Below are 25,917 nucleotides of genomic sequence, written 5' to 3'. Positions count from 1 at the left end.
CATTTTTGGTCCTCCGGAGCGGCGACATGGTTGGCGTCGGAGTTACCCGCTGTAAGATACGTACGGGACGGACGGTTTGCATCAGGGCTTCCGACGCTCCGACGAATCCTGATGAAGGAGGAGCCACCGTGGCTGAACAGGTCCGAGCCATCCGCACGCGCCAGGCCATCCTGAGCGCTGCAGCCAAGATCTTCGAGGAGCGCGGTTACCAGGCCTCGACCATCTCCGAGATCCTCACGGTCGCCGGCGTGACCAAGGGGGCCTTGTACTTCCACTTCCAGTCCAAGGAAGACCTGGCCCTCGGGGTCCTCAACGCCCAGAACCAGAACCTCCCGCTCCCGGAGCGCGCTTCCAAGCTCCAGGAGATCGTGGACATAGTCATGCTGCACACCTACCGGCTGCAGACCGATCCCATGGTCCGGGCCGGCGTACGGCTGACCATGGACCAGCGCGCCGAGGGACTCGACCGCAGCGGACCGTTCCGCAACTGGGCCGTCCCCGTCGGCGAACGGCTGGACAAGGCCCAGCTCCAGGGCGAGCTGCTGCCCCACGTGGACCCGGCCGAGACCGCCGACGTGCTCGTGGGCGCCTACGCCGGCATCCAGTCGATGTCCCAGGCCCTCACCGACTACCGGGACCTCGTGGTCCGGGTCAGCGCGCTCCTGCGCCACCTGCTGCCCAGCATCGCCCAGTCCTCGGTCCTCGCCTCGCTGCACCTCGGCGAGAGCCGCGCCGCCGAGGTCTACCACGAGGCGTTCCTGCTGGCCCAGGAGCGGGAGGCCGCCGGCTCGCTCAGCTGAGCCGGAGCCCACGCCCGCCTCCCGGGGCCGCCGCGGTCGCGGGCGCGGGCGCGCATGCCCCGCCGCCGAAGTACGCCGACAGCGCGCCGCCCAGCGCGCTGTCGCCCGGCGACCAGCCGACGTAGCCGTCGGGTCGTACCAGCAGCGCCTCGTACGGGGCTCCGGGTACCTGCCCGGTCCGCACCACACGCAGGACCGACGACCACGGGCGCGCCTCCTCCTCGTGGCGCGCCCCCCGCTCTCCGAACAGGAGCAGCAGCGGCCGGCCGTCACGCAGCAGGGCGACGAGATCGCCCTCCCCCGTCCCGCCCGGCAGCCGGAAGTTCGACAGGAACCGGCCCTCCCACGAGGACGGCCGGTCCGTGTACGCGGGAAGCACCGTCCCCTGCGCACTGATCACGCCGCCGAGCCCGCCGCCGGTGTCCCGGTCCGCGGCCAGCAGCCCCGTGAACACCTCGCGCAGCGCGTCGACGTCCTCCCCGGGCCGCATCAGCGCGAGCTGCGCCCGGGTGTTGTCGACGACCCCCTGCGCCGCGGGGCGGCGCTCCAGGTCATAGCTGTCGAGCAGCCGCTCCCCCGCCGCGCCGCGCACGGCGAGTGCCAGCTTCCAGCCCAGGTTCAGGGCGTCCAGCACCCCGGTGCTCAGCCCCTGTCCGCCGATGGGAAAGTGCAGGTGCGCCGCGTCGCCCACCAGGAAGGCCCGTCCCGCGCGGAAGGTCCGGGCCAGGCGCGTGAAGTCGCTGAACCTGCTGATCCAGCGCGCCCCCGCCATCGCGATGTCGCGGCCGGCGATCCGGGAGACCTCGCCGCGCAGTTCCTGTGGCGTCGGCTGCCGTTCCCGGCCCTCGTACGCGCCCGCGCAGTCCAGCGTCCGGATGTGTGTCTCGCCGCCGGGCGTCCGCTTGGAGACGATCCACCCGCGCGGAGTGCGCAGCCAGCCCGGCTCCAGGGCTTCCGGGTCCTCCAGTCTGGCCAGCCCCACCAGGGCGGAGACCGAGGCCGGTGTCGTGTCGGAGGCGATCCCCAGCCGTTCCCGTACGGTGCCGCGGGCCCCGTCCGCGCCGACGAGGTACTCGACGCTGCAGGTCGCCGGACCCCCGGGCCCCTCGACGTCCAGCCGCACGCCGTCCGGTTCCTGGGCGATCCCGGTCACCCGGTGCCCGCGCAGCACCCGTGCGCCGGCCGCCCGGGCCCGCGCCTCGAAGAGCCGTTCCAGCTCGGCCTGCGGGCGCTTGAGGATCGGCTCCGGCTCCCCCTCGGGCACGGTGATGACCAGCCCGTGGATCCCGCCGAAATGGAACGCGCCGGAGGTTCCGCCCGGGGTTCCGCCGGGGGCGTCCCCGGGCAGGTACCCGCGCCGGGCCAGGCTCTGGACCGCCCGTGCGTGCAGCGTGGTCGCCTTGGGCCGCTCCGAGATCTCCGAGCGCTCCTCCAGAACCACCGTGTCGACCCCGTACCCGGCCAGCTCGGCCGCGACGAGCATGCCGACCGGCCCCCCGCCGACGACGGCCACTTGTGCCCGCAAAGGCTTTCCCCTTCCCCTCCCGATGTACTGCCGCAGAAAATATACCGGCTGTCCCGTTCTTTTCAATCGTCCGGGCGGACAGGCCCTAGGCTGCGCCCATGATCAGCTCTTCCCTCCGCCTGGTGCCGGTGACCCCGGACAACTTCGAAGCGGTGACCGCCGTCCGCGTCCGCCCCGACCAGGAGCACCTCGTCGAGTCCGTCGCGCAGTCCCTCGCCGAGGCCTACGTCCACGGCGAGCCCGCCTGGCCCCGCGCCATCCTCGACGGCGACGAGGTCGTCGGCTTCGTCATGGCCTTCCTGGACATCGTCTGGGACCCGGCGAAGGACCCGGAGCACCGCCGCTCCGGCATCTGGCGCCTGAACATCGCCGCCGAGCACCAGGGCAAGGGCTACGGCCGCTTCGCCGTGGAGGCCGTCACGCAGGAGATCCGCCGCCGCGGCGGGAACCGGGCGTACGTGACCTGGCACGACAGCGAAGACAGCCCGGCGCCCTTCTACCTCGGCCTCGGCTTCCGCCCCACGGGCGAGTTCAGCGGCCCCCAGCCGGTGGCCGTCCTCGAACTCGCGTAGGGACCGGGCCGTGTCTTTCGGATCAGGCCGGGCCCGATCCGCAAGACACGGCCTAACCCAGAACCACCGTGCCGGACACCCCCGGCACCGTGCCCGCTCCCGCGCCCTCCCGGAACTGCTGCGGGCTCACTCCCCGTACCCGCTTGAAGGCCGCCGACAGCGCGAACGCGCTCCCGTAGCCGACCCGGCGGGCCACCGTCGCCACCGTGGCGTCCGGCTCGCGCAGCAGGTCGGCGGCCAGGGCGAGCCGCCAGCCCGTCAGGTAGGCGACCGGCGGCTCCCCGACCAGCTCCGTGAAGCGCCGGGCCAGCGCGGCCCGCGACACCCCGGCCCGGCGCGCCAGTTCCTCCACGGTCCACCCGTACGCGGGGTCCTCGTGCAGCAGCCGCAGCGCCGCCCCGACGACCGGGTCGCCCTGGGCGCGGTGCCAGGCCGGCGCCCCTGAGCCGGGGGCGGCGAGCCAGGCCCGCAGCACCCCGATGAGCAGCAGGTCCAGCAGCCGGTCCAGCACGAGCTCCTGCCCCGGCTCGTCCTGCGCCACCTCCGAGGCCAGCAGTGTGATCAGGGTGGCGTCGGCCGCCCGCACCGGCCGCACCAGCACCGCCGGCAGCGCCCCCAGCAGCCGCCGCCCGATCTCGCTCGGCGCCTGGTAGGTCCCGCTGAGCAGCACCACCGAGCCGGCGCCCTCCCGCGCCGGGCCCCAGGTCCGCACCCCGAGCGAGAACCGCTCGGTGACGTCCTCGCCCTCCCGCGAACTGCACCGCTGGTCGGGGCCGATCACGACGCTCACCGGGGTCTCCGCCACGTCGGCGAGCGTGTACGGCACGGGCCCCCGTACGACCGCCACGTCGCCCGGCCCGATCCGCACGGCCTCGCCGTCGTCGGGCAGCAGCCACGCCGAGCCGCGCACGAGCGTCATCACCGACAGCGGGGCCCGGTCCTCGACCCGCATGGCCCACGGCGGGTCGAAGACGGACTTCATCAGGAAGGCACTGCGGGCCCTTGGCCCTTCGAGAAGACCGGTCAGCGTGTCCATGACCTCATCCTCGGACGTCCCAGGCGCCGCTCGCCGCCGCTTCGCGCGCGTAGTCGGAGAAATCCCTGGCCGGGCGCCCCAGCACCTCCTGGACCCCGTGGACCAGGTGCGCGTTGCGCCCGTCCGAGATCAGGGTGAACAGGTCGGCGAACTCCTCCGGGAGGCCGTGCTCGCGCAGCACCGCCCGGTACTGCTCTTCCGTGACCGGGACGTACGCGATCTCGCGCCCGGTCACCTCGGACAGCTCGGCGGCCACCTCCGCGAAGCCGAGCAGCCGCGGCCCGGACAGCTCGTACGTCCTGCCGATGTGCCGGTCGTCGGTGAGCGCGGCCACCACCACGTCGGCGATGTCGTCGGCGTCCACGAAGGCCTCCACCGCGTCCCCGACCGGCAGGACGATCTCCCCGGCCAGTACGGAGTCCAGGAAGAAGTACTCGTCGAAGTTCTGGTTGAACCAGCTGGCGCGTACGACGGTCCAGTCGGCCCCGGAGTCCCGCAGCCGGCTCTCGGCGAGCCGGGCGGCTTCCTCCCCGCGCCCCGACAGCAGCACCAGGCGCCGCGCGCCGGCGGCCACGGCGGCCTCCGCGAAGGCCCCGATGCGGTCGGCGGCCCCGGGGAAGGCCAGGTCGGGGTGGTAGGTGATGTACGCGCGGTCCACGCCCTCGAGCGCCGGGCCCCAGGTCTCGGGCCGGTTCCAGTCGAAGGCCGGCTCGCCGGTGCGGGAGCCGATCCGCACCGCGCGGGACTGGGCCTCCAGCCGCTCGGCGACCCGTCGGCCCGTCTTGCCGTTGCCCCCGATGACGAGGGTGACCGTGTTCTGCGTCTCGTTCGTGTTCTTCGTCATGACACCCAGTCAAGCCGCGTCCGGCGAGACACGACATGGCTCAGGCGCTCCCCCGCATACGCGAGCGTCTACTGCTCCGTGAGGGTGTGCTTGACCAGGGCGTTGGCGTGGCCGTGGCCCATCCCGTGCTCGGCCTTCAGCCAGGAGACGAGCTCCATGTGCCCGGTCAGCGGGGAGGAGCGGATCAGCTCCTGCCACCGCGCCACCGGACGGCCGTACTTCTTCTCGATCGAAGGGAAGTAGCTCGCGGGGCCCTTCACCGGCTGCTCGCTCATCTCGTACTGCTCCTTGTGCCTGGTACGTACGGAAACGTGGACGGAAACGTGGACGGAAACGGAGGACGGACTCGCCGGACGCCGCGGAGGCTCAGCCGGCCACGGGAACGGGAACGTACGCGTGCACCTGTGCCCCGCTGTCGCCGAGCACGGTGGTGCCCACCGGGCGCAGGGTCTTCACCGGCGAGTCCTCGCCGAACAGCTTGCGGCCCTTGCCCTGCACCACCGGCAGCGTCCACAGCCGCAGCTCGTCGAGCAGGTCGTGCTCGATCAGGGCGTTGACCAGCCGCCCGCTGCCGTAGACGAGCAGGTCGCCGCCGTCCTGCCGCTTGAGCGCGGCGACCTCGGCGGCGAGGCCGCCCGTCAGGAAGGTGGCGTTCCACTCGGGTGCGGCGGTGCTGGAGCCGACGACGTACTTCGGCATCGCGTTCATCCGCTCGGTCCCGGCGTCGGCGCCCTCGGCGCGCGCCATCCAGGCCGGTGCCATGGCCTCGTACGTCACCCGGCCCAGCAGGAGCGCGTCGGCGGCGGCGAGCTGCTCGCCGGCGAACTCCTCCGCCTCGGCGTTCCAGAACGGCATGGACCAGCTCGGGTCCTCGAAGACGCCGTCGACGGAGATGAAAACGGAGGCGATGACCTTGCGCATGATGTTTCCCCTGACTATGTGTACGGCGTCCACATTCGGACGCTCCGCAGCCTATCCAGAAAAGTGGACGCTGTCCACATCCTGGTTCGCGGCCCAACTCCCGCTCTTCACAGGGGTAGACCGGCCCCCTCCCCGAAACTCATCGCCGAAGCCGCGAGAAGTTTTCAAGCATCCGTCCCCACCGGCTCCCACCTGCGTAAATGAAGTGCAGAGCAGCCCAAACGCCCCGTAGGGTCCACTCCCGTGGAACCGCTCACCGAAAAACAGATCCGCTCGTCCTTCGTGAACTGCACCAAGGGCGAGGCGGCACGCCTGCGCCTGCCCCTCGACTTCGCCGAACTGCCCTGGCAGGACCTGGACTTCCTCGGCTGGGTGGACCCGGGCGCCCCGCTGCGGGCCCATCTCGTCATCCCGCGCCCCGGCGGCCCGGTCGGCATCACCCTGCGCGTGCCCGCCGCGACCCGCACCAGCGCGGTGAAGTCCAGCCTGTGCCAGATCTGCCTGACGGGACACGCCTCCTCCGGTGTCACCCTGCTCGCCGCACCGCTGGCGGGCGCCCGCGGCCGCGAGGGGAACACGGTCGGCACGTACGTCTGCGCCGACCTCGCCTGCTCCCTCTACGTACGCGGCAAGCGGCAGCCGAAGCTGCGCGCCGGGCGCCCCGAGGAGTCGCTGACCGTGGACGAGCGCGTGGCCCGGATGTGGGGGAACCTGAGCTCCTTCGCCGACAGGATCACCGCCGGCACGGCGGCCTGAGCCGAGCGGCCGGACCCTCAAGGAGAGTTGAGGGCCAGGAATGTGATCACATAACCGCATGACGAGGACTCTCTACCTGTTCTGCTCCGCCGCGCCGCCCGTCTTCGACGTGGCCCATGTGATCGAGGACGCCCAGTCGCGCGGCTGGGACGTGTGCCTGGGCCTGACCCCGACAGCGGCGCAGTGGGTGTCGGAAAGCCTCGACGGCCTCGCCGCCCTGACCGGCAACCCGGTGCGCTGGCAGTACAAGCTCCCCGGGGAGCCCGACGTGTGGCCGGCCGCCGACGCCGTCCTCTTCGCCCCCGCCACCTTCAACTCCGTCAACGCCTGGGCCCTCGGCCTCACCGACCGGTTCACCGTCGGCGTGGCCGCCGAGGCCCTCGGCAAGGGGACCCCGGTGGTGGCCATGCCGTGTACGAACGCCGCGCTCGCCGCCCACCCCCAGTTCGAGCAGTCCCTGGCCGTCCTGCGCGGCGCCGGCGCCGAACTGCTGTACGGCGAGGGCGGCTTCCTGCCCGGCCCGGCCGGCCCCGACGCCCCGCCGCACTTCCCGTGGCAGGTCGCCCTCGACGCCGTGGACCGGGCCGGCGCGGTCTCCGCGTAGATCCGCCCGCTGCTCGCCCGCTGCTCGCCGGCTATTCGCCGGTGACCCCGTCGATGGCCTCGCGCAGCAGGTCGGCGTGCCCGTTGTGCCGGGCGTACTCCTCGATCATGTGGGCCAGGATGTAGTGCAGCGAGTACGCCTCGTCGCCGAAGTGCCCTCGTACGTCGAGGGACTCGGCGGCCGCCACGACGGCCCGTGAACGCTCGCAGGCCTCCTCCCAGATCCGGAAGGACTCGGCGGGGTCCGCGTCGTCGACGTGGAACTCCGTCCACTCCCCGGCGTCGTTCTTCGGGAAGTAGCCGCGTACGTCCTCACCGTTCAGGACGTTGCGGAACCAGCCCCGCTCCACCTCCGCCAGGTGCCGGACCAGCCCCAGCAGGCTCAGTCCGGACGGCGGGACGGCCCTGCGCCGCAGCTGCTCGTCCGTCAGGCCCGCGCACTTCATCCGCAGGGTGTCGCGCTGCCACTGGAGCACGCTGGTCAGGGTGGAGCGTTCGTCGCCGGTCAGCACGGGCGGGGTGCGCTGTTCGAGGTCCATCGGCCGATGATCACAGCCGTACGGGGCTCCCACCGCCCATTTCACATGCCGGACACCCGCTCCGTCCCGGCCGCCGCCAGCGCCCGCACCCCCTCCGGGCTGCTCCCGTACCGCGGCTCCCACCCCAGCTCCCGCCGCGCCTTGGCGTTCGACAGCCGCAGCGAGCTGCCCATGATGGTGTGCGCCAGCGGGGCCGCCCGCAGCACCCACAGCGGCACCGTCAGCGGCGCGGGCGCCCCGAACGCCCCGGCCACCGCCCCCACATGCGCGCCCCAGCCCACCGGGGTGTCGTCGGCGATGTTGTACGCCTGCCCCGCACGCCCCGACTCCAGCGCGAGCACCACCGCGCGCGCCGCGTCCTCGGTGTCCACCCAGCTCAGCGCCCGGCCCTTGTCGGCGACGACGGGCAGCTTCCGCCCGCGCAGCAGCGGCACGAGGTGGGTGTCGGTGGTGCCGGCCCCGTAGAACAGGCCGAAGCGCAGGCTGACGCCCTCGATCCCGGCGGCGGTGAAGGCCAGTTCCTCCTTGGTCCGCATGGCGCCGACGTGCCGCTCCAGCGCGGCGTTCGCCCCGCGCGGCCCGAAGCCGTCGTCCTCGCCGATCAGCGCCGCGCCGTGGTCCCCGTACCCGTAGCCGAACATCATCGACTCGACCAGGAACCGCCGCGCCCCCGTCTCGCGGGCGGCGGCCAGCAGGTTCTCCGTGCCCTCGGTACGCAGCCGGTTCGTGGCCGCCATGTCCCGGTGGGCGGCCATGGCCTTGCCGGACAGGGCGGTCGCGGCGTGCACCACCGCGTCGAAGCGCCGGCCGTCGACGGCCCGCAGCAGTCCCTCGCGGTCGAGCAGGTCGGCCCGTACGTCCATCCCCGCGCCCCGGCCCAGCCCGGCCACCTCGTGGCCCGCGGCCCGCAGCGCGACCGCCGTCCGCTGCCCCAGTACTCCGCTCGCGCCCGCCAGCAGCACCAACATCCCGGCCTCCTCCATCGTGTTCTCACTGAGGGGACAGACGGGCCCCGCCGAATGTGACACCTTCCCGGAAAAAACTTCTGATGTCTTCGACGAGCAGCTCCGGCACCTCCATCGCGGGGAAGTGCCCGCCCCTGTCGTACGAGGTCCAGCGCACGATCCGGTCGGTGCGCTCGGCGACGTGCCGCAGCGGGACGAAGTTGTCCCGGGGGAAGTCGGCGAGGGCGGTCGGGGTGTCCGAGACCTCCGGCGGCCGCCCGTGGTAGTCGGCGTGGGCCCGCTCGTAGTAGATGCGGGCGGCCGACCCGGCCGTCCCGGTCAGCCAGTACAGCATCACGTTGGTCAGCATCTGGTCCCGGTCCACGGGGGTCCGGGGGTCGCTCCACTCGGTGAACTTCTCCCCGATCCAGGCGAGCAGCCCGGCGGGCGAATCGTTCAGCCCGTACGCGAGGGTCTGCGGCCGGGTCGCCTGGATGTCGGCGTACCCCTGCCGTTCCCGCGCCCACACCCGGTACCGCTCCCAGGAGGCCAGCGTCCGCTCCCGCTCGGCGGGCTCCAGGGCCGCGAGCTCCGCCTCCCCGGGCTCGGCGGTGGCCCCGGCCCCGGGCAGCAGGTTCAGGTGCACCCCGACCACGTTGCCCGGGCGGATCCGCCCCAGCTCCCGTGAGACGGCGGCGCCCCAGTCGCCGCCCTGCACCCCGTACGCGTCGTACCCGAGCCGCTCCATCAGCACCCCGAAGGCCCGCGCGACGCGCTTGAACTCCCAGCCGGTGTCAGTGGTCGGCCCGGACGGCCCGAAGCCGGGGATGCTGGGCAGCACCAGGTGGAAGGCGTCGCGCGGATCACCTCCGTACGCCCGCGGGTCCGTCAGCGGCCCGGCCACCTCCAGGAACTCCACGAACGAGCCCGGCCAGCCGTGCGTCATCAGCAGCGGCAGCGCGTCCGGCTCGGGCGAGCGGACGTGCGCGAAGTGCACCCGGGCCCCGTCGATGACGGTGGTGTACTGCGGCCATTCGTTCAGCCGCGCCTCGGCGGCCCGCCAGTCGTACTGCTCGCGCCAGTACCGTACGAGTTCCCGCAGCTCGGCCGGCGGCATCCCGTACGCCCGCCCGACGCCGTCGAGCCCGTCGGGCCACCGCGTCCGGCGCAGCCGCAGGTCCAGGTCGTCGAGTTCGTCCTGCGGCACGTCGAGCCGGAACGGCGTCACACCATGATCGTCCATGCCCCCACGATGTCAGTCCTGCGCGGGGTCGTGGACCTGGGTGTTCTGGCAGGCGGTCAGCAGCCAGCGCCCGTCGTCCTGCCGGGAGACCACGTACAGCGGGGCTCCTTCGCTCTCCTCGCCCGCGCCCAGGTACCGCTGGCGCACCTTGACGGCGGCGACGTCGTCCCGGATGAACAGCACGTGCCCGACCTCGTAGCTGACCTTGCCGTCCCAGTTCGCGGCGGGCAGTACCCGGCGGGTGAACTCCGCGATCGCGTCGAAGCCGATGAGGACCTTGCCGTGGGCCGTGGTCCATATCGCGTCCGGGTGGAAGAGCCCGAGGAACTCCTCGGCGTCCTTGTTCTGCTGGGCCCGCTCGACGGTGGCGACGAGTCCGGCGATCGCTTCGAGGTCCGCCGCGCGCGGCGTGGTGTCGTTGTCCATGGGCACCATGCTCACACCTCAAGTCCGGTTGAGATCAAGCGGCATAGAGGTCGAAGGTGGAGCCCCTCCGCGGTCCGGCCACCACGTCGAGGGCGGGGTCGACGGTCAGCATCGCCTGGTGCAGCCGCTGCAACTGGGGCGACGGCTCGACGCCCAGCTCCCCGATGAGCCTGCCGCGCAGCCGCCGGTACACGTCCAGCGCCGCGCCCTGCCGCCCGGACCGGTAGAGCGCCACCATCAGCTGGGAGTGCAGCCCCTCGTGCTGTGCGTGGCGTGCCGTCAGCTCGGTGAGCTCGGCGAGGAGTTCGGTGTGCCGTCCGAGCCGCAGGTCGACGTCGATCCGCCGCTCCACCGCGACCAGCCGGCTCTCCTCCAGCCGCATGACCTCGATCGCCAGCACCGGCCCCACCCGTACGTCGACCAGCGCGGGCCCCTGCCACTGCGCGAGCCCCGCCCGCAGCCGGGCGGCGGCACCCTCGTCGTCACCGCCCTCGAAGGCGGCGAGGCCCCGCGCGACGAGGTCCTCGTACGCGTGGACGTCGACGGACTCCGGCGGCACCTGCAGCAGGTACCCGCCGTGCCGGGTCGTGAGGACGTCCTTCGCGGCGCCCGGCCGGCCCGGCCCCATGGCCGTTCCCAGCCTGCGGCGGAGCTGGAGGATGTACGTCTGCAGGGTGGTCAGCGCGCTGTTGGGCAGGTCCTGGCCCCAGATCTCCTCCATGAGCGTGGGCACCGGCACCACCCGCCCGGGGTACAGGGCGAGCAGGGCCAGGATCTGCCGCGGCTTGCCCGCCGACGGCACGATCGACTCCCCGTCGACCTCGGCACTGAGCGGTCCCAGAATCCGGATCCTCATGGTCTGCCCCTCCGCAGTTCGTCGATGCACCTCGATGACGCCGGAACCCGGGGGCCCGGCTTGCCGTTTCCCACGCCCCGGCCGCCCGCTCCGGGCTCTGCTCGAACCCCGCTCCCCCGGCCGCCGCCGAGGGGACACGCGTCAGACCGCGGTCCCGAGGAACTCGTAACTCCGTTCCCCGTCGGCCTGCCGAACGCCAGTGGAAGCGGCAGCGATCCGGTACTCCCGCACCCGCTCCGCGCCCACCAGGCTCGGCAGCAGCAGCCCCCACAGGGCCGCCACCTTCCGCTGGAGCTCCTCGTACGACAGCCCCGTCCCGGCCAGCACCTCGATCCCGCACACGGCCGCCGCCACCAATGCCTCGGCGCTCTCCCACCGGTCGGCGGCCGAACCGGCGTCTTCCGCACCGTCGGGCACCCCGACGGCCGGCCGGTCCAGCGGCAGCTCTCCCACGTCCCGCGCCATCCGCAACAGCTCGCACACCGCCGACAGCCACGCCCCGTGGAAGTCGACCGAGGCCGGCTGGTGCCCGGCGCACTCCTTGGTGATCCGGAAGCTCGCCGGGATCGCCGGATCCTCGTGCAGCGTCCGCGCCAGCCAGTGCGTCGTGTCGATCAGCGCCTGCAGGGGCGAGGCTCCGCCCTCCCGCAGCACCCGGACCGCCTCGTGCAGCAGGCCACAGCCCCGCCGCTGCACCGCGTCCGCCAGCTCGTCCTTCGAGGCGAAGTGAAAGTACAACGCCCCCTTCGTCACCCCCGCCGCACCGGCGATCTCACCGAGTGTGGCGTTGGCGTACCCGTTGCGGTGGAACAACTCGGCCCCGGCGAAGACCAACCGCCTGCGGGTCCGCTCCGACCTCTCCTGCACCGCTCCGTCTCCCTTTCCCCCCGCTCCGTCCCTGCACCTACCGCTGACCGGCACGCACGGCGCCGGCCGCGCGCGGGTCAGGCCCGTACGAGCCGCTCGGCCCGCGGAACCGCCCCGGTGCCCGCCCCGGCCACCACCGCCGGCTTGCCCACGCCGTCCGGGCCCGCCATCAGGATCGAACGCTGGAGCCTGCGCAGCGCGGTGGACGGCTCCAGCCCGAGGTCCCGTACGAGCGTGGTGCGCAGGCGCTGGTACACGTCGAGCGCCTCGCCGCGCCGGCCCGAGCGGTGCAGGGCGAGCATGAACTGCCCGTGCAGGTTCTCGTGGGTGCGGTACCGGCTCACCAGCACCGTCAGCTCCGCCAGCAGCTCGCGGTGGCGGCCCAGCTTCAGGTCCGCCTCGATGCGCTGGTCCAGCGCGCACAGCCGGGTCTCCTCCAGGCGGCGCGTCTCCATGTCCAGCTGCACCCCGCCCTGCACGTCGGCGAAGGCGGGCCCCGACCACAGGGCCAGCGCCTCCCGCAGCCGCTGCGCGGCGACGGGGTAGTCACCCGCGTCCATCGCCCGGTAGCCCATCCCGGCCAGCCGGTCGAACTCCCGGACGTCGCTGGTACCGCGGTCGCTGTTCAGCAGGTAGCCGCCGGGCAGGGTCACGAGGACGTCCTTCGCCGTGCGGTCCTCGTCGCCGTTCCCCTCCAGGGCGGTCGCGATGAGCGCGCGCAGCTGGAGTACGTACGTCTGCAGGGTGGTGCGTGCGCTGCGCGGCGGCATGGACCCCCACAGCTCCTCGATCAGCGCCGACACCGGCACGACCTGATCGGCGTGGAGGGCCAGGAGCGCCAGGACCTGCCGGGGCTTGGGGGCGGTGGGCGTGATGGAGATCCCGTTCTCCCGCACGGCGAGTGCGCCCAGTACATCGATGTCCACGTCGTACTCCCCTGTCCTTTGGATGAGGTCGCAAGAGTCAGTAGAAAACAGGACGGACGGTTTGTCAATGCGTTGCCGACCGGGCAGTTCTCAGTCTGACGAAATCTCGGCGCCACCCAGAAATCCCATCTGACCTGGGTTTTTGTGACCACGTCACACACCCATGACAGTTTGGAGCCCTTCAGCCGCCTCACAACAGGGGCCATATAACACCCATCGGGGCCCTAAAATCAAACCATTCAGTCTGTTTCTTGCTCCGTGATCGCCGCCCCATCGGGCGCGATCCCCGGCAGCACCACCGTCCAGATCCGGTCCAGCGCCTGACGGGGGGTCCACTCCGGTTCCACCGCCCCCAACGCCTTCAGCCCTGCCGTGAAGGCCACCACCACCCGTGCCGCGTCCTGCGGGGCCAGCCCATCGGCGAGGAGCCCGGCCCGGTCGGCGGTGGCCATCAGCTCTTCCGCCCACAGACGGCACTGCCCGCGCAGATCCACCTGGCTGTGGTGGGCCGCATCGGCGCCCAGCGCGAACCCGGCCCGCACGACGGCGTCCGCCGCCAGCAGTTCCAGCAGCGCGTACGTCGCGTCGACGAGCATCTTCAAGGGGGCGCCGGCCCTCTCCGGTTCGCCTTCCGCTTCGGCGATCCGCCGCAGCGCCCGCGCGGCCCGCGCCTCCACGGCCCGGGCGAGGGCGGGCTTGCCGTCGAAGTGGAACTGGACCGCGCCGGAGGTCACTCCGGCACGCTCGCTGATCGCTGCGATCGACGCGGCGGCGAACCCCTCCGCGGCGAACACCTCCGCCGCAGCGAGCACGAGAGATTCCCGCGTGCGTGCCGCACGCTCCTGCTTGACCATGAGGGGCTCCACACCGCAATCGCCGCATCCGCGGGTCGCCCCACACCAAGGGGGTACGAGATCCTGGGCCACAGTCGACGCCCCCGCCGGAGCCGGACCGGACTCCGGACGGAGCCACCGCCCACCGTTAACGCCGTTAACACCGCCACCAGGCCGGCCACCGTCGGCACCCGGCCCCGCCACACCGGTCAATCCCCACCACCGTTAACGCCGTTAACGCCGTTAACGCCCGGCCCCCGCCCCCGTACCCCCAGCGCCCGCACCACCGGCCCCGTCGCGGCCGTCGTCACCAGCGCCATCAGCACCAGGACCGTGAACAGCTCCACCCCGATCACCCCCAGCCCGAGCCCCACGTTCAGTACCACCAGTTCCGTCGCCCCTCGGCAGTTCATCAGCGCCCCCAGCAGCACCGCCTCCCTCCGCCGCACCCCCGCCGCCAGCGCCGCCGCCGACCCCGCGCCCCACTTCGCCGCGACGGCCACCGCCAGCACCGCCGCCGCCCACCACCAGGCCCCGCCGCCCCGCAGCGCCCCCACGTCGGTCCGCAGCCCGCTCCCCACGAAGAACAGCGGCAGCAGCACCGGCACCGCGAACTCCCGCATCCGCCGCGCCGCCGACTCCACCGCCTTCACCCCCCTCGGCACCACCGCGCCGAAGACGAACGCCCCGAACAGCGCGTGCACCCCCAGCGCCTCCGTCGCGTACGCGGCCAGGCAGACCCCGCCGAACAGCGCCACCACCCCACCGCCCCGCTCCTCCACCCCCCACCGCCCGACCCCCCGGGCGAGCAGCGGCCGCACCCCCCACCACATCCCCGCGACGAACACCCCGGCCAGGGCCGCCCGCCACGGCCCGGCGCCCGCCCCACCGCCCCCGGCGACGGCCACCACCACCGCCAGCAGGCACCAGGCGACCACGTCCACCACCGCCGCGCAGGCCATCGCCAGCGCCCCCACGGGCGTCCCGTACAGCCCCTGCTCGGTGAGGATCCGCGCCAGTACGGGAAAGGCGGTGACGCTCAGCGCCACCGCCACGAACAACACGAACTCCCCCCGCCCCACCCCCTCCGGCGCGAAGGTCCCGTACAACCCGAGCCCCAGCAGCCCCCCGAGTCCCAGCGGTATCCACACGCTTGCCTGACTCACCACCACCACGGCCCGCCGCATCCCCCGCAGCATCCCCACGTCGAGCTCCAGCCCCACCAGGAACATGAAGACGACGAGCCCGAGGTTTCCCAGCTCCGCCAGAACCGGGAGCACCTCACCCGGCAGCAGCCACCGCTGTCCCTCCGGCCACACCCACCCCATGAACGTAGGCCCGAGCAGGATCCCCACGGCGATCTCCCCGACCACCGCCGGCTGCCCGAGCCAGCGCGCCAACACCCCGCCCGCCCCGCACGCGAGAACCACCACCGCCAGGGCGACCAGCACACCACCCGCCACGGCCCAGTACTGCCCCAGCTCCCCTCTCCGAGAACCAGAGGGCATCCGACTTCAGGAGGTCGCCCGCCGCTCCACGAACAGCCCGACCCCGTCGAGGATCCGCTCCAGCCCGAACTCCAGGGCCTGGTCCTGCCCCCCGTGCGCGGCGACGGAAGCCAGTGCTCCCGCGAGCGCCGGATACTCCTCGCCCCTCGTCCCGACGACCTCCGCCAGCACGGCCCCGAGCTCCTCGTCCGGGCCCCCGGCGCCACCCGTCGCCCGTTCCTGCTCGGCGATCCCCCGCACGTGTCCGGCCACCAGCACCACCGCGTCCATCGCCTCGGCCCCGGTCAGCCCGCACCCCTCCAGCGCGGCCAGCGCCCGTTCCAGCCACCCGACCTCCCGCGGCCCCAACGCCCGCGCCCCAACGGTCGCGTCCAGCAGCCACGGATGCGCCCGGAACCCGGCCAGCAGCTGCCGCGCCCACACCCCGAGCCGCTCCCGCCAGCCGTCCCCGGCCACCGCCAACGCGGCGTCCAGGCCCCCGGCCGGATCCGGCATCGCGGCCTCCACCATCAGCGCGACGACCTCCGCCTTCCCCGGCACGTACCGGTAGAGGGCCATCTTGGTGACCCCCAGCTCCCCGGCCACCCGCTGCATCGAGACCCCGCCGAGCCCCTCGCCGTCGGCGATCCCGACCCCGGCCAGCGCGATCTGTTCCAGGGTCAACCCCCGCCGCGGCCCCCGCGCCGGCGTCACCGGCGGCCCCCACAACAACCGCACCGCCGCAGCCCACTGTCCGTCCGCCACCGGATCCCCCAGCCCTCGCACCAAAACCGCGTCTACCGTACACAAAGCGACACAGTAAGCCCGCCCCCACACCCACACATCGCCCCGGCCGCACGACCGCCACGACCCGGCCGCCCGCAGGGCACTCCTCACCCGCGCCTTCGCGACCCTGCCCTGGAGGGTGGGCCCGCTCCTCGACTCCCCCTCACCCTCACCCGTTAACGGCGTTAACGCCGTTAACGCCGCCCCCCTCCCGCCCTCCAGCGAAAAGTAACAACCCAAACCGCCCCAACTGTCCCCAAACCCCTACTCCCAAGCCCCATAAAAGTACTGGTCGACTGGTTTTCTTTCGCCCGCCCCCACTAGATTGACCTTCCCTACAGCGGACGTAACCGGCAATCAGGAGCACACGTGGCGAGGGTCAGGCAGGAACGGGCCGAGATCACCCGGCAGGCGATCCTCGACGGCGCGGCCGTCGCCTTCGACCGCGCCGGCTTCGGCGGCACCAGCCTCAGCGACGTCGTCAAGCACGCCGGAGTCACCAAGGGCGCCCTCTACTTCCACTTCCCCTCCAAGGAAGCCCTCGCCCGCACCCTGGTGGATGAGCAGTTCCAGGTGTCCAGGGACGTCCCCGCCCTGGAGGACCCGGGCCTCCAAACGGTCATCGACCTCACCCACCAGATGGCGTTCGGGCTGCGCACCAACGTCCGCATCCGCGCCGGCATCCGCCTGGTCATCGAGTTCGGCTCGTTCACCAGCCCGGACCCGTCCCCGTACAACGCCTGGATCGAGACCTGTCGCAGCTGTCTGACGCCGGCCCAGGAACGCGGCGACATCATGCCCTCGCTCGACGTGCACGACCTCTCGACCTTCCTCGTCGGCTCGTTCACCGGCGTCCAGGTGACCTCGCACGTCCGCGCCGACCGCGAGGACCTGCACGCCCGGGTCGTCGACCTGTGGAACTACCTCCTCCCGGGCATCGTGCCCGCCCCCCGCGTTCTCCTCTTCGACCCGGCGGGCTCTGCCTCCTGCCGCGCCGAACTCGGCCTGCCCGCCCCGCAGGCCCCCGTCCCGGTCGGCTGACGAAACATCCAGGGCGGCCTCGCACACGCCGTGGTGAACCACGGGGGTGCTCGCTACGGCGGGTGCGAGGCCGCCCTGTCGCTTGTCCGGACGCCCCATCACCCATTTCGTTAGCAAAACCCAAGCGTGGCGCCCACGCGCACCCAAGAACGTTAGTAAAGTCCCTCTCATGACTTCGCCCTCGTCCCAAAACGACCGAGAGAAGGTCGTCTCCAAGCTCCCCCCGTGGCTCCGCCAGGAGTTGAAGATCCGCACTGCCCAACTGCGGGTCGACATCCAGGACGCCGTCCACCAGGGCATCGCACACTGGAGCGCCCTCGCCTCCTCCCCCTCCCCCGTCGACACCTCCGGCGCCGAGTCGTTCTCGACCTGGCTGCCCGCCGGCCAGTGGGAGTCCTTCCGCACCCACTCCAAGGACCGCGGCGTCTCCCTCATCCAGGGTCTCGCCCAGGCGGTGCACCTCTGGCTGGAGCTGAACCCGGCCCCCACCGTGAAGCGCCCCTCCGTCGTCCGCCGCATCGTCGTGTGCAACCAGAAGGGCGGAGTCGGCAAGACCGCCATCACCGCCGGCACCGCCGAGGCCCTCGCCGAAGACCCGGCGAGCCTCCACCCGGTCCGCGTAGCCCGCCAGCTGGCCCGCCGCACCACCCCCGAGGAGACGCACGCCGGGCACCCGGCCACCTCCCCCCTCGACCTCGAAGACCTCCCGGGCCTGGGCATGCGCGTCCTGCTCGTCGACTTCGACCCCCAGGGCCACCTCACCAAGCAGCTCGGCCAGCAGCCGCTCCCCATCGGCGGCGACAGCCTCACCTGCCACATGGCCGGCGAGGCCAAGGGCCCTCTCCAGGACCTCATCGCCCCCATCGAGCACGACCGGTTCGGCGACCGCCTCCACCTCCTGCCGGCCTGCACGGACGCCTTCCTCCTCGACGTCCGCCTCTCCACCGTCCGGGCCCGCGAGGCCGCCCTCGAACGCGCCCTCGCCCCCGTCGAGTCCGACTACGACGTCATCCTCATCGACTGCCCGCCCAGCCTCGGCCTGAGCATGGACGCGGCGATCTACTACGGCCGCCGCCGCGACACCGAACAGCCGGGCGCCTCCGGCGCGCTGATCGTCGTACAGGCGGAGGACTCCTCGGCGGACGCGTACGACCTCCTCACCTCCCAGATCAACGACCTGCGCGACGACCTCAGCCTCGACATCGACTACCTCGGCCTCGTCGTGAACCTCTACGACGGCCGCCGCGGCTACATCGCGACCTCGTCCCTCCAGGCCTGGATGGACATAAAAGATCCCCGGGTCGTGGCGATCGTCCCCGACCTCAAGGAACAGCGCGAGTCCGTCCGCCTCAAGCAGCCCCTCTTCGTCTACGCCCCCAACGGTGACCAGGCAGTCGCCCTGCGCGCCCTCGCCCGGGAGATCTCATGAGCAGCAAGGCAGACAAGCTCGGCGTCTCGGCATCCTTCGCACGGGCCCAGCCCGTCAGCGTCAGCTCCCGCCGCACCGCCATCGCCGAGGCCACGGGCGCCCCCACCTCCGGCGTCGTCCCGCCCTCCGAGGTTCCCATCGAGGCCCTCGCCCACAACCCGTTCAACCTCCGCGAGGACCTCACCGACCTCGACGAGCTGGCCCAGTCCCTGACCGTACGAGGCCAGCTGCAGCCCCTCGCGGTCTCGACCCGGCTGGCCTTCATGGAGGCCCACCCGGGCCAGACCGACGGCCTGGGCCGCGCCCCGTACGTGGTCATCGACGGGAACCGCCGCCTCGCGGCCGCCCAGCTGGCCGGGCTCAAGACGATGCACATCCACGTCAACGACGCCCTGTCCGCCTCGGCCGCCGACATCCTCGAATCGGCGCTCATCGCCAACGTCCACCGGGTCGACGTGGCCCCCATGGACCAGGCCCGCGCCCTTCAGGAACTGGTCGACGTCCACGGCTCCCAGGCCCAGGTGGCCAAGCGGATCGGCAAGACACCGGCCTGGGTCTCGCAGCGCCTGACCCTCCTCAACCTGACGCCCGACCTCCAGGAGAAGGTGGAGACGGGCGAGCTGAAGGTCGAGCCGGCCCGCCGCATCGGCCGCCTCCCCCAGGAGGAACAGACGGCCGCCGCGGAGACCATTAACGCCGTTAACCCCCCGCGCCAGCGCACCCGCCCGACGCCCCCGACCGTTAACGGCGTTAACGCCGTCAAAGCCCCGACGCCCGCCCCCGCCGCCGCGACCCCCCGCATCACGATCTCCACGCACTCCCCGGAGACCATCGCGGACGCCCTCACCGCCCACCTGACCCCGGACGACCTGAAAGCCGTCACGGAACTCCTCATGCAGCGCATCTGAGCTGCCGCACCCCACGCCGGGGGCGCTGACGGCGTTAACGCCGTTAACGCCCCCACGTGCGTTTCATGTGCGTTCAAGCGTGCGATTCACATATGGTGCTCCTGGAGGTAGTACCGATGAGCGAGACGAACGAACAGACCACCCTCTTCGCAGCGGTCGACGCCCTGCTCGAAGAAGCGGCCGCCCAGGACGGGCTCCCCCACCCCGACGAGCGCAAGCGCCTGCGCGAGGCCGCCGGCCTGAGTCAGGACCAGATCGCCAAGGCCCTCTCCGTCCGCCGCGAGACCGTCACCTCCTGGGAAACCGGCCGCACCGCTCCCCGCCCCCCCAAGCGCGCCGCGTACGCCCGCCTCCTCGAAGGCCTCGCCGCCCTCCACCCGGCCCCCGTTAACGGCGTTAACGCCGAGCCCCCGGCCGCACCCGCCGCCGCCCCGACCGTTAACGCCGTTAACACCCCGCCCCCCACCGCCGCTCCCACCGTTAACGCCGTTAACGCCGTTAACGCCGAACCGGCCCCCGCCCCCACACCCCCGGCACCCCCGGCACCCCCCACCACCGTTAACGCCGTTAACGCCCAGCCCCCCACCACCCACCGCCGCCCACCTCAACGCCCCGCCCCCGCCCCCGCCCCCCTGGAGGGCCACGGCCCCCTCGCCGTCCTCGACGGCACCGGCCACGCCCACGCCACCGGCGGCCTCGTCCTCCCCCACCCCACCTCTGGCCTCCCCGCCCTCGTCGCCTGGGCCCTCGGCCCCGACGCCGACCTCCGCGCCCCCCGCCTCCACCACAACGGCCGGGACGGCGACCCCCTCCTCGTCCTCACCGCCCCCGCCGCCGAACAGCTCGGCCTCCCCCTCGTCCTCGAAGACCGCCGCGCCCTGCGCCTCCCGGACGACCACCCCGTCATCAAGCAGCTCACCAAGGCCAAGTGGCAGCTCACCCGCCGCGGCTTCGGCCCGTGGCCCCGCATCTACCGCCCGGCCTCCCCCACCACCGGCCGCCAGTGCGTCCAGCTCGCTGTCCTCCCCTGGGGCGCCCTCGACTCCCGCGCCTGGGGCGAGGACACGGCGGACCTCTCCGCCCCCGAACTCGCCGAGCTGCTCACCACCTACGCCGCCCGCGTCCTCACGCCCCGCGGCTCCACCGCCGTCACGGGCCTGGAACTGATGACGGCCCTGCGTCCGCCGACCCGCGCCGCCCGCAACCCGCGGACCAACACCTGGGAGTCGGCGCCCGTCCCCGGATCCCTCACCCGCCCCGTCGACCCGGCCCCGCCGGAAGCCCCCGACGAGCACCCGGTGGTCGCCGCCCTCTACCCCCGCGCCCACCAGCGGACCCCGGACGAGGTCCTCGACGAGGAGGCGTACGACTGGATCCGCGACCCGGAGCTCCTCACCGACGCCGAGTGCGCCCGCACCCACGCCGTCGGCATCGACGTGAACATGGCCTTCGCCGCGGCCGCGAACCGCCTCACCGTCGGCATCGGCCCGGCCGTCCACACCACCGCTCCCCGCTTCGACCCGAAGCTCCCCGGGTGCTGGCTCGCCGACCTCTCCGGCCTCCCCCTCGACCCCCGGCTCCCGAGCCCCTTCACCCCCCACGGCAAGCCCCCCACCGGCCCCGCCTGGTACGCGACCCCGACCCTCGCCTACGCCCAGGAGCTCGGCCACGAAGTCCGCCCCTCGGAGGCCTGGACCCGCCCTGACAACGGCCCCTACCTCGACGCCTGGTACACCCGCCTGCGCGACGCCTACATGGCGACCATGGCCGACCTCGGCATCACCCCGTCCCTCACGGAGTCCGAGTTCCTCACGGCCATGACGACGTACAAGACGAACGCCTCCCCCACTTCGACAGCGGTCCTCTCCGCCATCAAGTCGACGGTCAAGGGCGGCATCGGCAAACTCCGCGAGCGCCCCCAGGGCGCCGCCTACCGCCCGGGCGAAGCCTGGCCCGCCCTGGAACGCCCCACCTGGCGCCCCGACATCCGCGCCGCCGTCATCTCCACGGCCCGCGTCAACATGCACCGCAAGATGCGCAAGCTCGCCACCGAGGCCGGCCTGCACCCCATCGCGGTCCTCTCCGACTGCGCGGTCTACCTCTCCGACGGCCCCAGCCCGCTGGACTTCCTCCCCCACACCCCCGAGGGCAAGCCCCTCCCGGGCGGCTTCCGCCTCGGCGTCAGCCCCGGCATGGTCAAGCACGAGGGCACGCAGCCCCTCCTCTGGGCCGTGCAGCTCCTCGACCAACACCTCAACCCGGCCCGCCACATCAAGGGCCACGACGCGGCAGCAGACGGCGAGTAACCGATGTCCGACATCTCAGACAGCCTCACCAAGGCCGACGAACTCCACTTCACCCGCCCCATCCCGAAGTCCGCGGGCGCCCAGATGCGCTTCCTCCTCAAGCAGCTCAAATCCACCAAGGCCGTGGCAGCCACCCTGGGCATCTCACAGCGCACGGTCGAGCGCTACGTGAAGAACGAGATCAAGCAGCCCAAGCCGGCCCTCGCCGCCCGGCTGGAAGCCGAAGTACGCCGCCGCTGGCAGCCCCTGGTCCGCAAGCGCGCCCGCGAACAGGCGGCCCGCACCACCGGACTCGTCATCGAGACCCGCGCCCGCTTCGGGTTCACCGCGGCCCCCGGCACCACCGACGACGGCCGCATGCGCCGCATCACCCAGCACCTCCCCCCGGAGTACGCGCAACGCCTCTTCGCGGCCCAGGAGACCGGAGCCACCGAAGCCCAGCTCCGCAGCATCACGGCCGAGGCCCTCCAGGAGATCTACTTCAAGGACAACGGCGCCCGCGCGACATCCCTCCTCGTCGAGTTCACGGACATCGACTACGTCGACTTCGCCTTCTGACGAACACCGCCCCCTCGCTCAGCACCCCACCCCCACATGCTAGCCATGTACATAATATCCATGTACCGTATTTCCCATGAGCACAGCACCCGAGAACGCCACGGCCGGCTTCCTGGTCTGGCGCCTGTCGATGAAGTGGCGGGTGGCCGTCGACCGGGCGGTCGCACCGCTGGGCATGACGCACGCCCAGTACTCCCTGATGGCCTCGCTGTACGGCATGGCCCGCTCCGGAACACGCCCGAACCAGCGCCAGCTCGCCGACCACACTGGCCTCGAACCGCTCTACGTCTCCAAGCTCGCCCGAGCCCTGGAGACCTCCGGCCTGATCGCCCGCACCCGGGACCCCGACGACCCGCGCGCCATCCAGCTGTCGCTCACCGAGCAGGGCCACGACGTCACCAAGCAGGCCGTCAAGGCCGTCCAGCGGCTCCTGGACCAACTCCTCGAACCACTCGGCGGCCAGGACAGCCCCCGCACGTCCCGCTTCACCCGCGAACTGGCCACCCTGCTCGACGCACCTCTCGACCCAGCACCTCTTGACCGGACAACCGAGAACGAGAAGGAGCAGCCATGACCACCACCACCGCCCCCACCCTCAACGCCCGCGTCATAGCCCTCGCCCACCACGCCGCCCGCACCCTCGCCGAAGGCGCCCTCGACCGCCACGGCATCACGTTCCACCAGAGCGTCACGCTCCGGGCCGTCACCGTCGCGGGCGGCTCCGTCCCGCACGGCGAGCTGGTCGCCGAGATCCAGAACTCCCTCAAGACCTCCGAACCGCTCGTCCAGGCCGTCATCGAGGAGCTGCTCACCGCCGGGCTCCTCGCCCAGGAGGACTCCCTCCTGCGCCTCACCGGTACCGGCCGCGACCTGTACGAGACCACCGCCGCCGCGACGGCCGAGATCGCCGCCCGCCTGTACGCCGGGATCCCCGCCGAGGACCTGGCGGTGGCCGGCCGCGTACTGACCCTGATCACGGACCGCGCCAACACCGAACTGGACGCCGGCTGAGCCCCGTCCACACAAAGCCACAGGAGCCCGTCCAAGCCCCTGAAACCCTTTGAGGGCCCCGGGATACCCCGGGGCCCTCAAAGGCTCTTGAAACACCCTCAGAAGCCCTCTACGGGCCCGTCCTCAAGCATGTCACCCAACAGCGTGCAACGTCCGCCGCCGCTTCGACTCCGCGGCCTTCTTCGCGGCGGCCTGCGCCGCACGCTTCTTCCGCTGCTCCGCCAGCTGGTCCTGGTACTCCGCCACCGCCTGGTGGTAGCTGGCGACGTACCCGCGCGCGTCCAGCCGCTCGTCCGGGGCCATCTCGTTCACCGCCGCGACGGCGTCCTCGAAAGAGTTGTACCCGGCCAGCATCGGGTTGATCTGGTACACCCCGTTCCTGACCTTCCGCACGAGCTTGGCCAGCTCCAGGCTGCGCAGGGCGGCGTTCACGCTCGGCCTGCTCAGCTCCAGCAGCCCCCCGATGGTGGCCTGGTCGATGAGGATCCGCCCGCCGGGCTCACTCAGCGAACGCAGCTTCAGCAGCACACGGTACGCGGCAGGCGGAAGGTCCAGGTCGGAGAGAAGCCCGTCGGCGTTGACCGCAGCGAATCGCAAGGTGCTCACTGAGCTGTCCCTTCTTCCTTGCGCTGCGCCCGGCTCAGCCGGCGCGCAGCGCGCTCTTTGGACCGTTCGGCCCGCAATTCCTCGATTGCCTGCCGCATGTGGTCCAGCGACGGGAACCGCACCAGGTCAGGCAGGCTCGTGTCGCTGCGAATCTGCGAGATGGTGCTGTGCTGCTCCACCTTCACGAACTCACCCGCCGTCTCCGTCCCCGGGATGAACTCGGCCACCCGGTAACTGTAGGGCGGGTTGAACTGGTACACACCCCGCCGCACCTTGAAGACGATCCCATGAGACATGACGGTGTGCAGCGCCTCCGACGTCTTTGTCCGGCTGACATCCAGGATCGTAGCCATCTCCTCCTGCGTAAGCGGAATCCGCCCTCCCGCCCGCTGGCACGCGATCAGCAGCAGGATGAGCCTCAAGGGCAAGGCTTCCCGGAAGTACTGGGCAATCACCAGGAAGAACTCGAGGCTGTCCATCGAGAACGCATTTGGCTGACTCTGCGTCCCGTAGAACTCCAGCGGCTTGCGCTCACCGTCCAGCGTGAGCTTCCGGCTGGGGTACCGCTTCGCCAGGCTGTCCAGATCCTTGACCGGAGCCAGCGGCTGACTCCACGCCGAGATCGCGTCATCAACGGGGAGATCAGGACGCGGCGCGCGCGACGGACTCTGCCGGCGGCGCTGTGCTTCTGATGACACGAGGATGCTCTCCACTTCGTTGATCTGGAGAGAGAGTATGTCAACAAGGGTGACACTAATGTCACGCTCGTTGACGTTCGGCGTGTCTTGTGTCCCCCCAGGAGGGACACATCTCGGCCAAGGCCCCTCTCGGGCCTCTCTCGGACCCCCACACCCAACGCCTCCCCGCCCCCGCGCAGTTCGGCGACGTATCTCCGCAAGAACGTCAGTATCCCCGACGTTTTGGCCCAAAAAGCGTCAGCCTCGCTGACGTTTTGCAGGAGTTCTGTCCCCCTACCAGCGACACATCCTCCGAGTTATGTCCCTTCTGAGGGGACATAACTTTCCCCGCGCACCCCCTCTGACCTGCGGCGATGCATATCCGTACCCTCTATAGGCCGTCTCCTGCCGCGCTGCGCGTACTCAACGCCGTCTTCAACCCGCGCGCAGGCGCCACTTCCTGACGTCCCGGCACCTCAGCCACCGAACCGACGGCCTCCGGACACCGTGTCCATAACCACGCAGAATCTGACTGATTCCTATCTCTATCCCGACATCACTTTGAATCAGCACCTCATCGACCATTAACGCCGTTAACACCCTGGCCCTCCGTCCACCAACCCTCCAGTGACCCCCAACCCGTTCTCCGCCGGCCCCCGCCAAAAAGGGTCAGGCGTCGAACCCGGGAAGAACACCTGCGCCGGCCTGGAACTCTGCGGAAGCCAGAACCTGAGGAACAGCTGGAACGAACGTGAACCGCGGCCCGAGTAGATGACGAGGGGTACTGAAATCTCGACCACACCGGAGGTCAGCTCCTGGACCAGGACGAGGTACTTGGGCTGCTACACGGACAAACAGAGGTGACGGGTTCCCCGCTCGACTCCACTGTTGGTGTCCGGAGCAAAGCGGAGGACCTTTGGCCAAAGGCAGGTTCTGGCCCGCGAAGCGGGCTCTTACCCGCGAAGCGGGACTCTGCCGAGCACAACGGAGCGGAGTCGCTTCCCCAGCACCTGGCGGACTTAGGTCCGGAGCGGAGCGAAGGACCTCCCGCTAGGTCATCCCGGAAGGAAACACAGGGGGCTTCTGTGTCTATTGCCCGGAACGCAGCGGAGGGCCTCGGTCCGTTGTCTGGAGCGGAGCGGAGGACAAACGGTGTGTTGTCCGGAGCGCAGCGGAGGACCCCGGCCCGAAGGATCGGCTCTGGCCCTCGAAGCGGGCCGCCGGCGAGCGAAGCGAGGCCGGTCCGCGAGCGAAGCGAGCTGGGTCGCTGGCCGGGCGCGCAGCGCCCGGGGTCCCGAAGCGAAGCGGAGGGACACCCGCCCGAAGGGCGGCTCTGGGCCGCGAAGCGGCCCTCCGCCGAGCGCAGCGAGGCGGTCCTCTTCCCAGGCGCGCAGCGCCTGGGGTCCCGCTCCGCGGG

The 25,917-nt window shown here is 71.9% G+C and carries 28 protein-coding genes; 11 read left to right on the top strand and 17 right to left on the bottom strand.

Features of this window, described 5'->3' with window-relative positions; genetic code table 11:
* Positions 1-128 precede the first annotated feature (128 nt).
* Positions 129-800: a ScbR family autoregulator-binding transcription factor gene (locus tag ACZ518_RS37880; protein WP_469117575.1), complete on the top strand. Its 672-nt coding sequence runs from the start codon at positions 129-131 to the stop codon at positions 798-800.
* Here the strand turns inward: ACZ518_RS37880 and ACZ518_RS37875 are convergent.
* Entirely contained in the window at positions 793-2,325 is a 1,533-nt protein-coding gene (locus ACZ518_RS37875) for an FAD-dependent monooxygenase (protein WP_469117574.1), read from the bottom strand. The two genes, ACZ518_RS37880 and ACZ518_RS37875, sit on opposite strands and share 8 nt — an antisense overlap.
* A 98-nt stretch (positions 2,326-2,423) precedes the next feature.
* Here ACZ518_RS37875 and ACZ518_RS37870 point away from each other — a divergent pair, with 98 nt between their 5' ends.
* Positions 2,424-2,897, top strand: coding sequence for a GNAT family N-acetyltransferase (locus ACZ518_RS37870; protein WP_469117573.1), 474 nt, complete (start codon positions 2,424-2,426; stop codon positions 2,895-2,897).
* A 52-nt stretch (positions 2,898-2,949) separates the two neighbouring features.
* On the opposite strand, the gene ACZ518_RS37865 is transcribed toward ACZ518_RS37870, so the two are convergent.
* The 4 genes from ACZ518_RS37865 to ACZ518_RS37850 form a co-directional block, all read right to left on the bottom strand.
* Positions 2,950-3,933 carry an AraC family transcriptional regulator gene (locus ACZ518_RS37865; protein WP_469117572.1) on the bottom strand — a complete coding sequence of 328 codons (984 nt, stop codon included), beginning with the start codon at positions 3,931-3,933 and terminating at the stop codon, positions 2,950-2,952.
* Positions 3,934-3,937: 4 nt separating this feature from the next.
* A complete protein-coding gene (locus ACZ518_RS37860; protein WP_469117571.1) occupies positions 3,938-4,777 on the bottom strand; it encodes an NAD(P)H-binding protein in 840 nt (279 codons plus the stop codon).
* Positions 4,778-4,845: 68 nt separating this feature from the next.
* Complete coding sequence (locus ACZ518_RS37855) at positions 4,846-5,052, bottom strand: DUF4287 domain-containing protein (protein ID WP_469117570.1); 207 nt, start codon at positions 5,050-5,052, stop codon at positions 4,846-4,848.
* 91 nt (positions 5,053-5,143) lie between these two features.
* Positions 5,144-5,698, bottom strand: a complete 555-nt coding sequence (locus ACZ518_RS37850; protein WP_469117569.1) for a dihydrofolate reductase family protein — start codon at positions 5,696-5,698, stop codon at positions 5,144-5,146.
* 243 nt (positions 5,699-5,941) lie between these two features.
* Here ACZ518_RS37850 and ACZ518_RS37845 point away from each other — a divergent pair, with 243 nt between their 5' ends.
* Both ACZ518_RS37845 and ACZ518_RS37840 read left to right on the top strand, forming a co-directional pair.
* On the top strand, positions 5,942-6,454 hold the full coding sequence (locus tag ACZ518_RS37845; RefSeq protein ID WP_469117568.1) for an FBP domain-containing protein: 513 nt from the start codon (positions 5,942-5,944) through the stop codon (positions 6,452-6,454).
* A 58-nt stretch (positions 6,455-6,512) separates the two neighbouring features.
* Positions 6,513-7,058, top strand: coding sequence for a flavoprotein (locus tag ACZ518_RS37840; RefSeq protein ID WP_469117567.1), 546 nt, complete (start codon positions 6,513-6,515; stop codon positions 7,056-7,058).
* Positions 7,059-7,089: 31 nt separating this feature from the next.
* Here ACZ518_RS37840 and ACZ518_RS37835 read toward each other — a convergent pair whose 3' ends face one another.
* From ACZ518_RS37835 to ACZ518_RS37790, 10 genes are all read right to left on the bottom strand, one after another.
* Complete coding sequence (locus ACZ518_RS37835; protein ID WP_469117566.1) at positions 7,090-7,596, bottom strand: DinB family protein; 507 nt, start codon at positions 7,594-7,596, stop codon at positions 7,090-7,092.
* 41 nt (positions 7,597-7,637) lie between these two features.
* Positions 7,638-8,564: an NAD-dependent epimerase/dehydratase family protein gene (locus ACZ518_RS37830; RefSeq protein WP_469117565.1), complete on the bottom strand. Its 927-nt coding sequence runs from the start codon at positions 8,562-8,564 to the stop codon at positions 7,638-7,640.
* A 22-nt stretch (positions 8,565-8,586) separates the two neighbouring features.
* Positions 8,587-9,783 carry an epoxide hydrolase family protein gene (locus tag ACZ518_RS37825; protein ID WP_469117564.1) on the bottom strand — a complete coding sequence of 399 codons (1,197 nt, stop codon included), beginning with the start codon at positions 9,781-9,783 and terminating at the stop codon, positions 8,587-8,589.
* 12 nt (positions 9,784-9,795) lie between these two features.
* Complete coding sequence (locus tag ACZ518_RS37820; protein ID WP_469117563.1) at positions 9,796-10,209, bottom strand: SgcJ/EcaC family oxidoreductase; 414 nt, start codon at positions 10,207-10,209, stop codon at positions 9,796-9,798.
* Positions 10,210-10,243: 34 nt separating this feature from the next.
* Complete coding sequence (locus ACZ518_RS37815; protein WP_469117562.1) at positions 10,244-11,065, bottom strand: AfsR/SARP family transcriptional regulator; 822 nt, start codon at positions 11,063-11,065, stop codon at positions 10,244-10,246.
* A 141-nt stretch (positions 11,066-11,206) separates the two neighbouring features.
* Positions 11,207-11,932, bottom strand: a complete 726-nt coding sequence (locus ACZ518_RS37810; RefSeq protein ID WP_469117561.1) for a ScbR family autoregulator-binding transcription factor — start codon at positions 11,930-11,932, stop codon at positions 11,207-11,209.
* A 77-nt stretch (positions 11,933-12,009) separates the two neighbouring features.
* Positions 12,010-12,858 carry an AfsR/SARP family transcriptional regulator gene (locus ACZ518_RS37805; RefSeq protein ID WP_469117560.1) on the bottom strand — a complete coding sequence of 283 codons (849 nt, stop codon included), beginning with the start codon at positions 12,856-12,858 and terminating at the stop codon, positions 12,010-12,012.
* Positions 12,859-13,097: 239 nt separating this feature from the next.
* The gene (locus ACZ518_RS37800; protein WP_469117559.1) at positions 13,098-13,712 is read right to left on the bottom strand and encodes a ScbR family autoregulator-binding transcription factor; all 615 of its coding nucleotides are present in this window, start codon (positions 13,710-13,712) and stop codon (positions 13,098-13,100) included.
* 188 nt (positions 13,713-13,900) lie between these two features.
* Positions 13,901-15,154, bottom strand: coding sequence for a cation:proton antiporter domain-containing protein (locus ACZ518_RS37795; RefSeq protein ID WP_469117558.1), 1,254 nt, complete (start codon positions 15,152-15,154; stop codon positions 13,901-13,903).
* Between the two features lie 51 nt (positions 15,155-15,205).
* Positions 15,206-15,862 (bottom strand): TetR/AcrR family transcriptional regulator, encoded by a 657-nt coding sequence (locus ACZ518_RS37790; RefSeq protein WP_469117557.1) that lies wholly within the window; start codon positions 15,860-15,862, stop codon positions 15,206-15,208.
* 471 nt (positions 15,863-16,333) lie between these two features.
* On the opposite strand from ACZ518_RS37790, the gene ACZ518_RS37785 reads away from it, so the two are divergent.
* The 7 genes from ACZ518_RS37785 (at position 16,334) to ACZ518_RS37755 (ending at position 23,217) form a co-directional block, all read left to right on the top strand.
* The gene (locus tag ACZ518_RS37785) at positions 16,334-17,005 is read left to right on the top strand and encodes a ScbR family autoregulator-binding transcription factor (protein ID WP_469117556.1); all 672 of its coding nucleotides are present in this window, start codon (positions 16,334-16,336) and stop codon (positions 17,003-17,005) included.
* A gap of 169 nt (positions 17,006-17,174) precedes the next feature.
* The gene (locus tag ACZ518_RS37780) at positions 17,175-18,434 is read left to right on the top strand and encodes a ParA family protein (RefSeq protein WP_469117555.1); all 1,260 of its coding nucleotides are present in this window, start codon (positions 17,175-17,177) and stop codon (positions 18,432-18,434) included.
* Complete coding sequence (locus ACZ518_RS37775; RefSeq protein ID WP_469117554.1) at positions 18,431-19,342, top strand: ParB/RepB/Spo0J family partition protein; 912 nt, start codon at positions 18,431-18,433, stop codon at positions 19,340-19,342. The genes ACZ518_RS37780 and ACZ518_RS37775 overlap by 4 nt, the downstream gene beginning before the upstream one ends.
* A gap of 116 nt (positions 19,343-19,458) precedes the next feature.
* A complete protein-coding gene (gene tap, locus ACZ518_RS37770) occupies positions 19,459-21,648 on the top strand; it encodes a telomere-associated protein Tap (protein WP_469117553.1) in 2,190 nt (729 codons plus the stop codon).
* 3 nt (positions 21,649-21,651) lie between these two features.
* The gene (gene tpg, locus ACZ518_RS37765; RefSeq protein WP_469117552.1) at positions 21,652-22,206 is read left to right on the top strand and encodes a telomere-protecting terminal protein Tpg; all 555 of its coding nucleotides are present in this window, start codon (positions 21,652-21,654) and stop codon (positions 22,204-22,206) included.
* A gap of 76 nt (positions 22,207-22,282) precedes the next feature.
* Entirely contained in the window at positions 22,283-22,780 is a 498-nt protein-coding gene (locus tag ACZ518_RS37760) for a MarR family winged helix-turn-helix transcriptional regulator (RefSeq protein ID WP_469117551.1), read from the top strand.
* Complete coding sequence (locus ACZ518_RS37755; RefSeq protein WP_469117550.1) at positions 22,777-23,217, top strand: MarR family transcriptional regulator; 441 nt, start codon at positions 22,777-22,779, stop codon at positions 23,215-23,217. Before ACZ518_RS37760 ends, ACZ518_RS37755 begins: the two co-directional genes overlap by 4 nt.
* A gap of 132 nt (positions 23,218-23,349) precedes the next feature.
* Here the strand turns inward: ACZ518_RS37755 and ACZ518_RS37750 are convergent, their stop codons facing one another.
* Together ACZ518_RS37750 and ACZ518_RS37745 are read right to left on the bottom strand one after the other, a co-directional pair.
* Positions 23,350-23,823, bottom strand: a complete 474-nt coding sequence (locus ACZ518_RS37750; RefSeq protein ID WP_042811489.1) for a helix-turn-helix domain-containing protein — start codon at positions 23,821-23,823, stop codon at positions 23,350-23,352.
* Complete coding sequence (locus ACZ518_RS37745) at positions 23,820-24,536, bottom strand: hypothetical protein (RefSeq protein ID WP_042811490.1); 717 nt, start codon at positions 24,534-24,536, stop codon at positions 23,820-23,822. Before ACZ518_RS37745 ends, ACZ518_RS37750 begins: the two co-directional genes overlap by 4 nt.
* Between the last annotated feature and the right edge of the window lie 1,381 nt (positions 24,537-25,917).

It is taken from the genome of Streptomyces sp. NPDC033966, from assembly GCF_055575955.1.
The sequence above is the reverse complement of the archived record's forward strand: the minus strand, read 5'-3'. Positions and strand labels throughout refer to the sequence as shown.

Coding starts and splice junctions, on each gene's coding strand:
- ACZ518_RS37870 (WP_469117573.1), top strand. CDS start 2,424: ATGATCAGCTCTTCCCTCCGCCTGGTGCCGGTGACCCCGGACAACTTC.
- ACZ518_RS37865 (WP_469117572.1), bottom strand. CDS start 3,933: ATGGACACGCTGACCGGTCTTCTCGAAGGGCCAAGGGCCCGCAGTGCC.
- ACZ518_RS37860 (WP_469117571.1), bottom strand. CDS start 4,777: ATGACGAAGAACACGAACGAGACGCAGAACACGGTCACCCTCGTCATC.
- ACZ518_RS37855 (WP_469117570.1), bottom strand. CDS start 5,052: ATGAGCGAGCAGCCGGTGAAGGGCCCCGCGAGCTACTTCCCTTCGATC.
- ACZ518_RS37850 (WP_469117569.1), bottom strand. CDS start 5,698: ATGCGCAAGGTCATCGCCTCCGTTTTCATCTCCGTCGACGGCGTCTTC.
- ACZ518_RS37840 (WP_469117567.1), top strand. CDS start 6,513: ATGACGAGGACTCTCTACCTGTTCTGCTCCGCCGCGCCGCCCGTCTTC.
- ACZ518_RS37835 (WP_469117566.1), bottom strand. CDS start 7,596: ATGGACCTCGAACAGCGCACCCCGCCCGTGCTGACCGGCGACGAACGC.
- ACZ518_RS37830 (WP_469117565.1), bottom strand. CDS start 8,564: ATGTTGGTGCTGCTGGCGGGCGCGAGCGGAGTACTGGGGCAGCGGACG.
- ACZ518_RS37825 (WP_469117564.1), bottom strand. CDS start 9,783: ATGGACGATCATGGTGTGACGCCGTTCCGGCTCGACGTGCCGCAGGAC.
- ACZ518_RS37820 (WP_469117563.1), bottom strand. CDS start 10,209: ATGGACAACGACACCACGCCGCGCGCGGCGGACCTCGAAGCGATCGCC.
- ACZ518_RS37815 (WP_469117562.1), bottom strand. CDS start 11,065: ATGAGGATCCGGATTCTGGGACCGCTCAGTGCCGAGGTCGACGGGGAG.
- ACZ518_RS37800 (WP_469117559.1), bottom strand. CDS start 13,712: ATGGTCAAGCAGGAGCGTGCGGCACGCACGCGGGAATCTCTCGTGCTC.
- ACZ518_RS37780 (WP_469117555.1), top strand. CDS start 17,175: ATGACTTCGCCCTCGTCCCAAAACGACCGAGAGAAGGTCGTCTCCAAG.
- ACZ518_RS37775 (WP_469117554.1), top strand. CDS start 18,431: ATGAGCAGCAAGGCAGACAAGCTCGGCGTCTCGGCATCCTTCGCACGG.
- tap (WP_469117553.1), top strand. CDS start 19,459: ATGAGCGAGACGAACGAACAGACCACCCTCTTCGCAGCGGTCGACGCC.
- tpg (WP_469117552.1), top strand. CDS start 21,652: ATGTCCGACATCTCAGACAGCCTCACCAAGGCCGACGAACTCCACTTC.
- ACZ518_RS37760 (WP_469117551.1), top strand. CDS start 22,283: ATGAGCACAGCACCCGAGAACGCCACGGCCGGCTTCCTGGTCTGGCGC.
- ACZ518_RS37755 (WP_469117550.1), top strand. CDS start 22,777: ATGACCACCACCACCGCCCCCACCCTCAACGCCCGCGTCATAGCCCTC.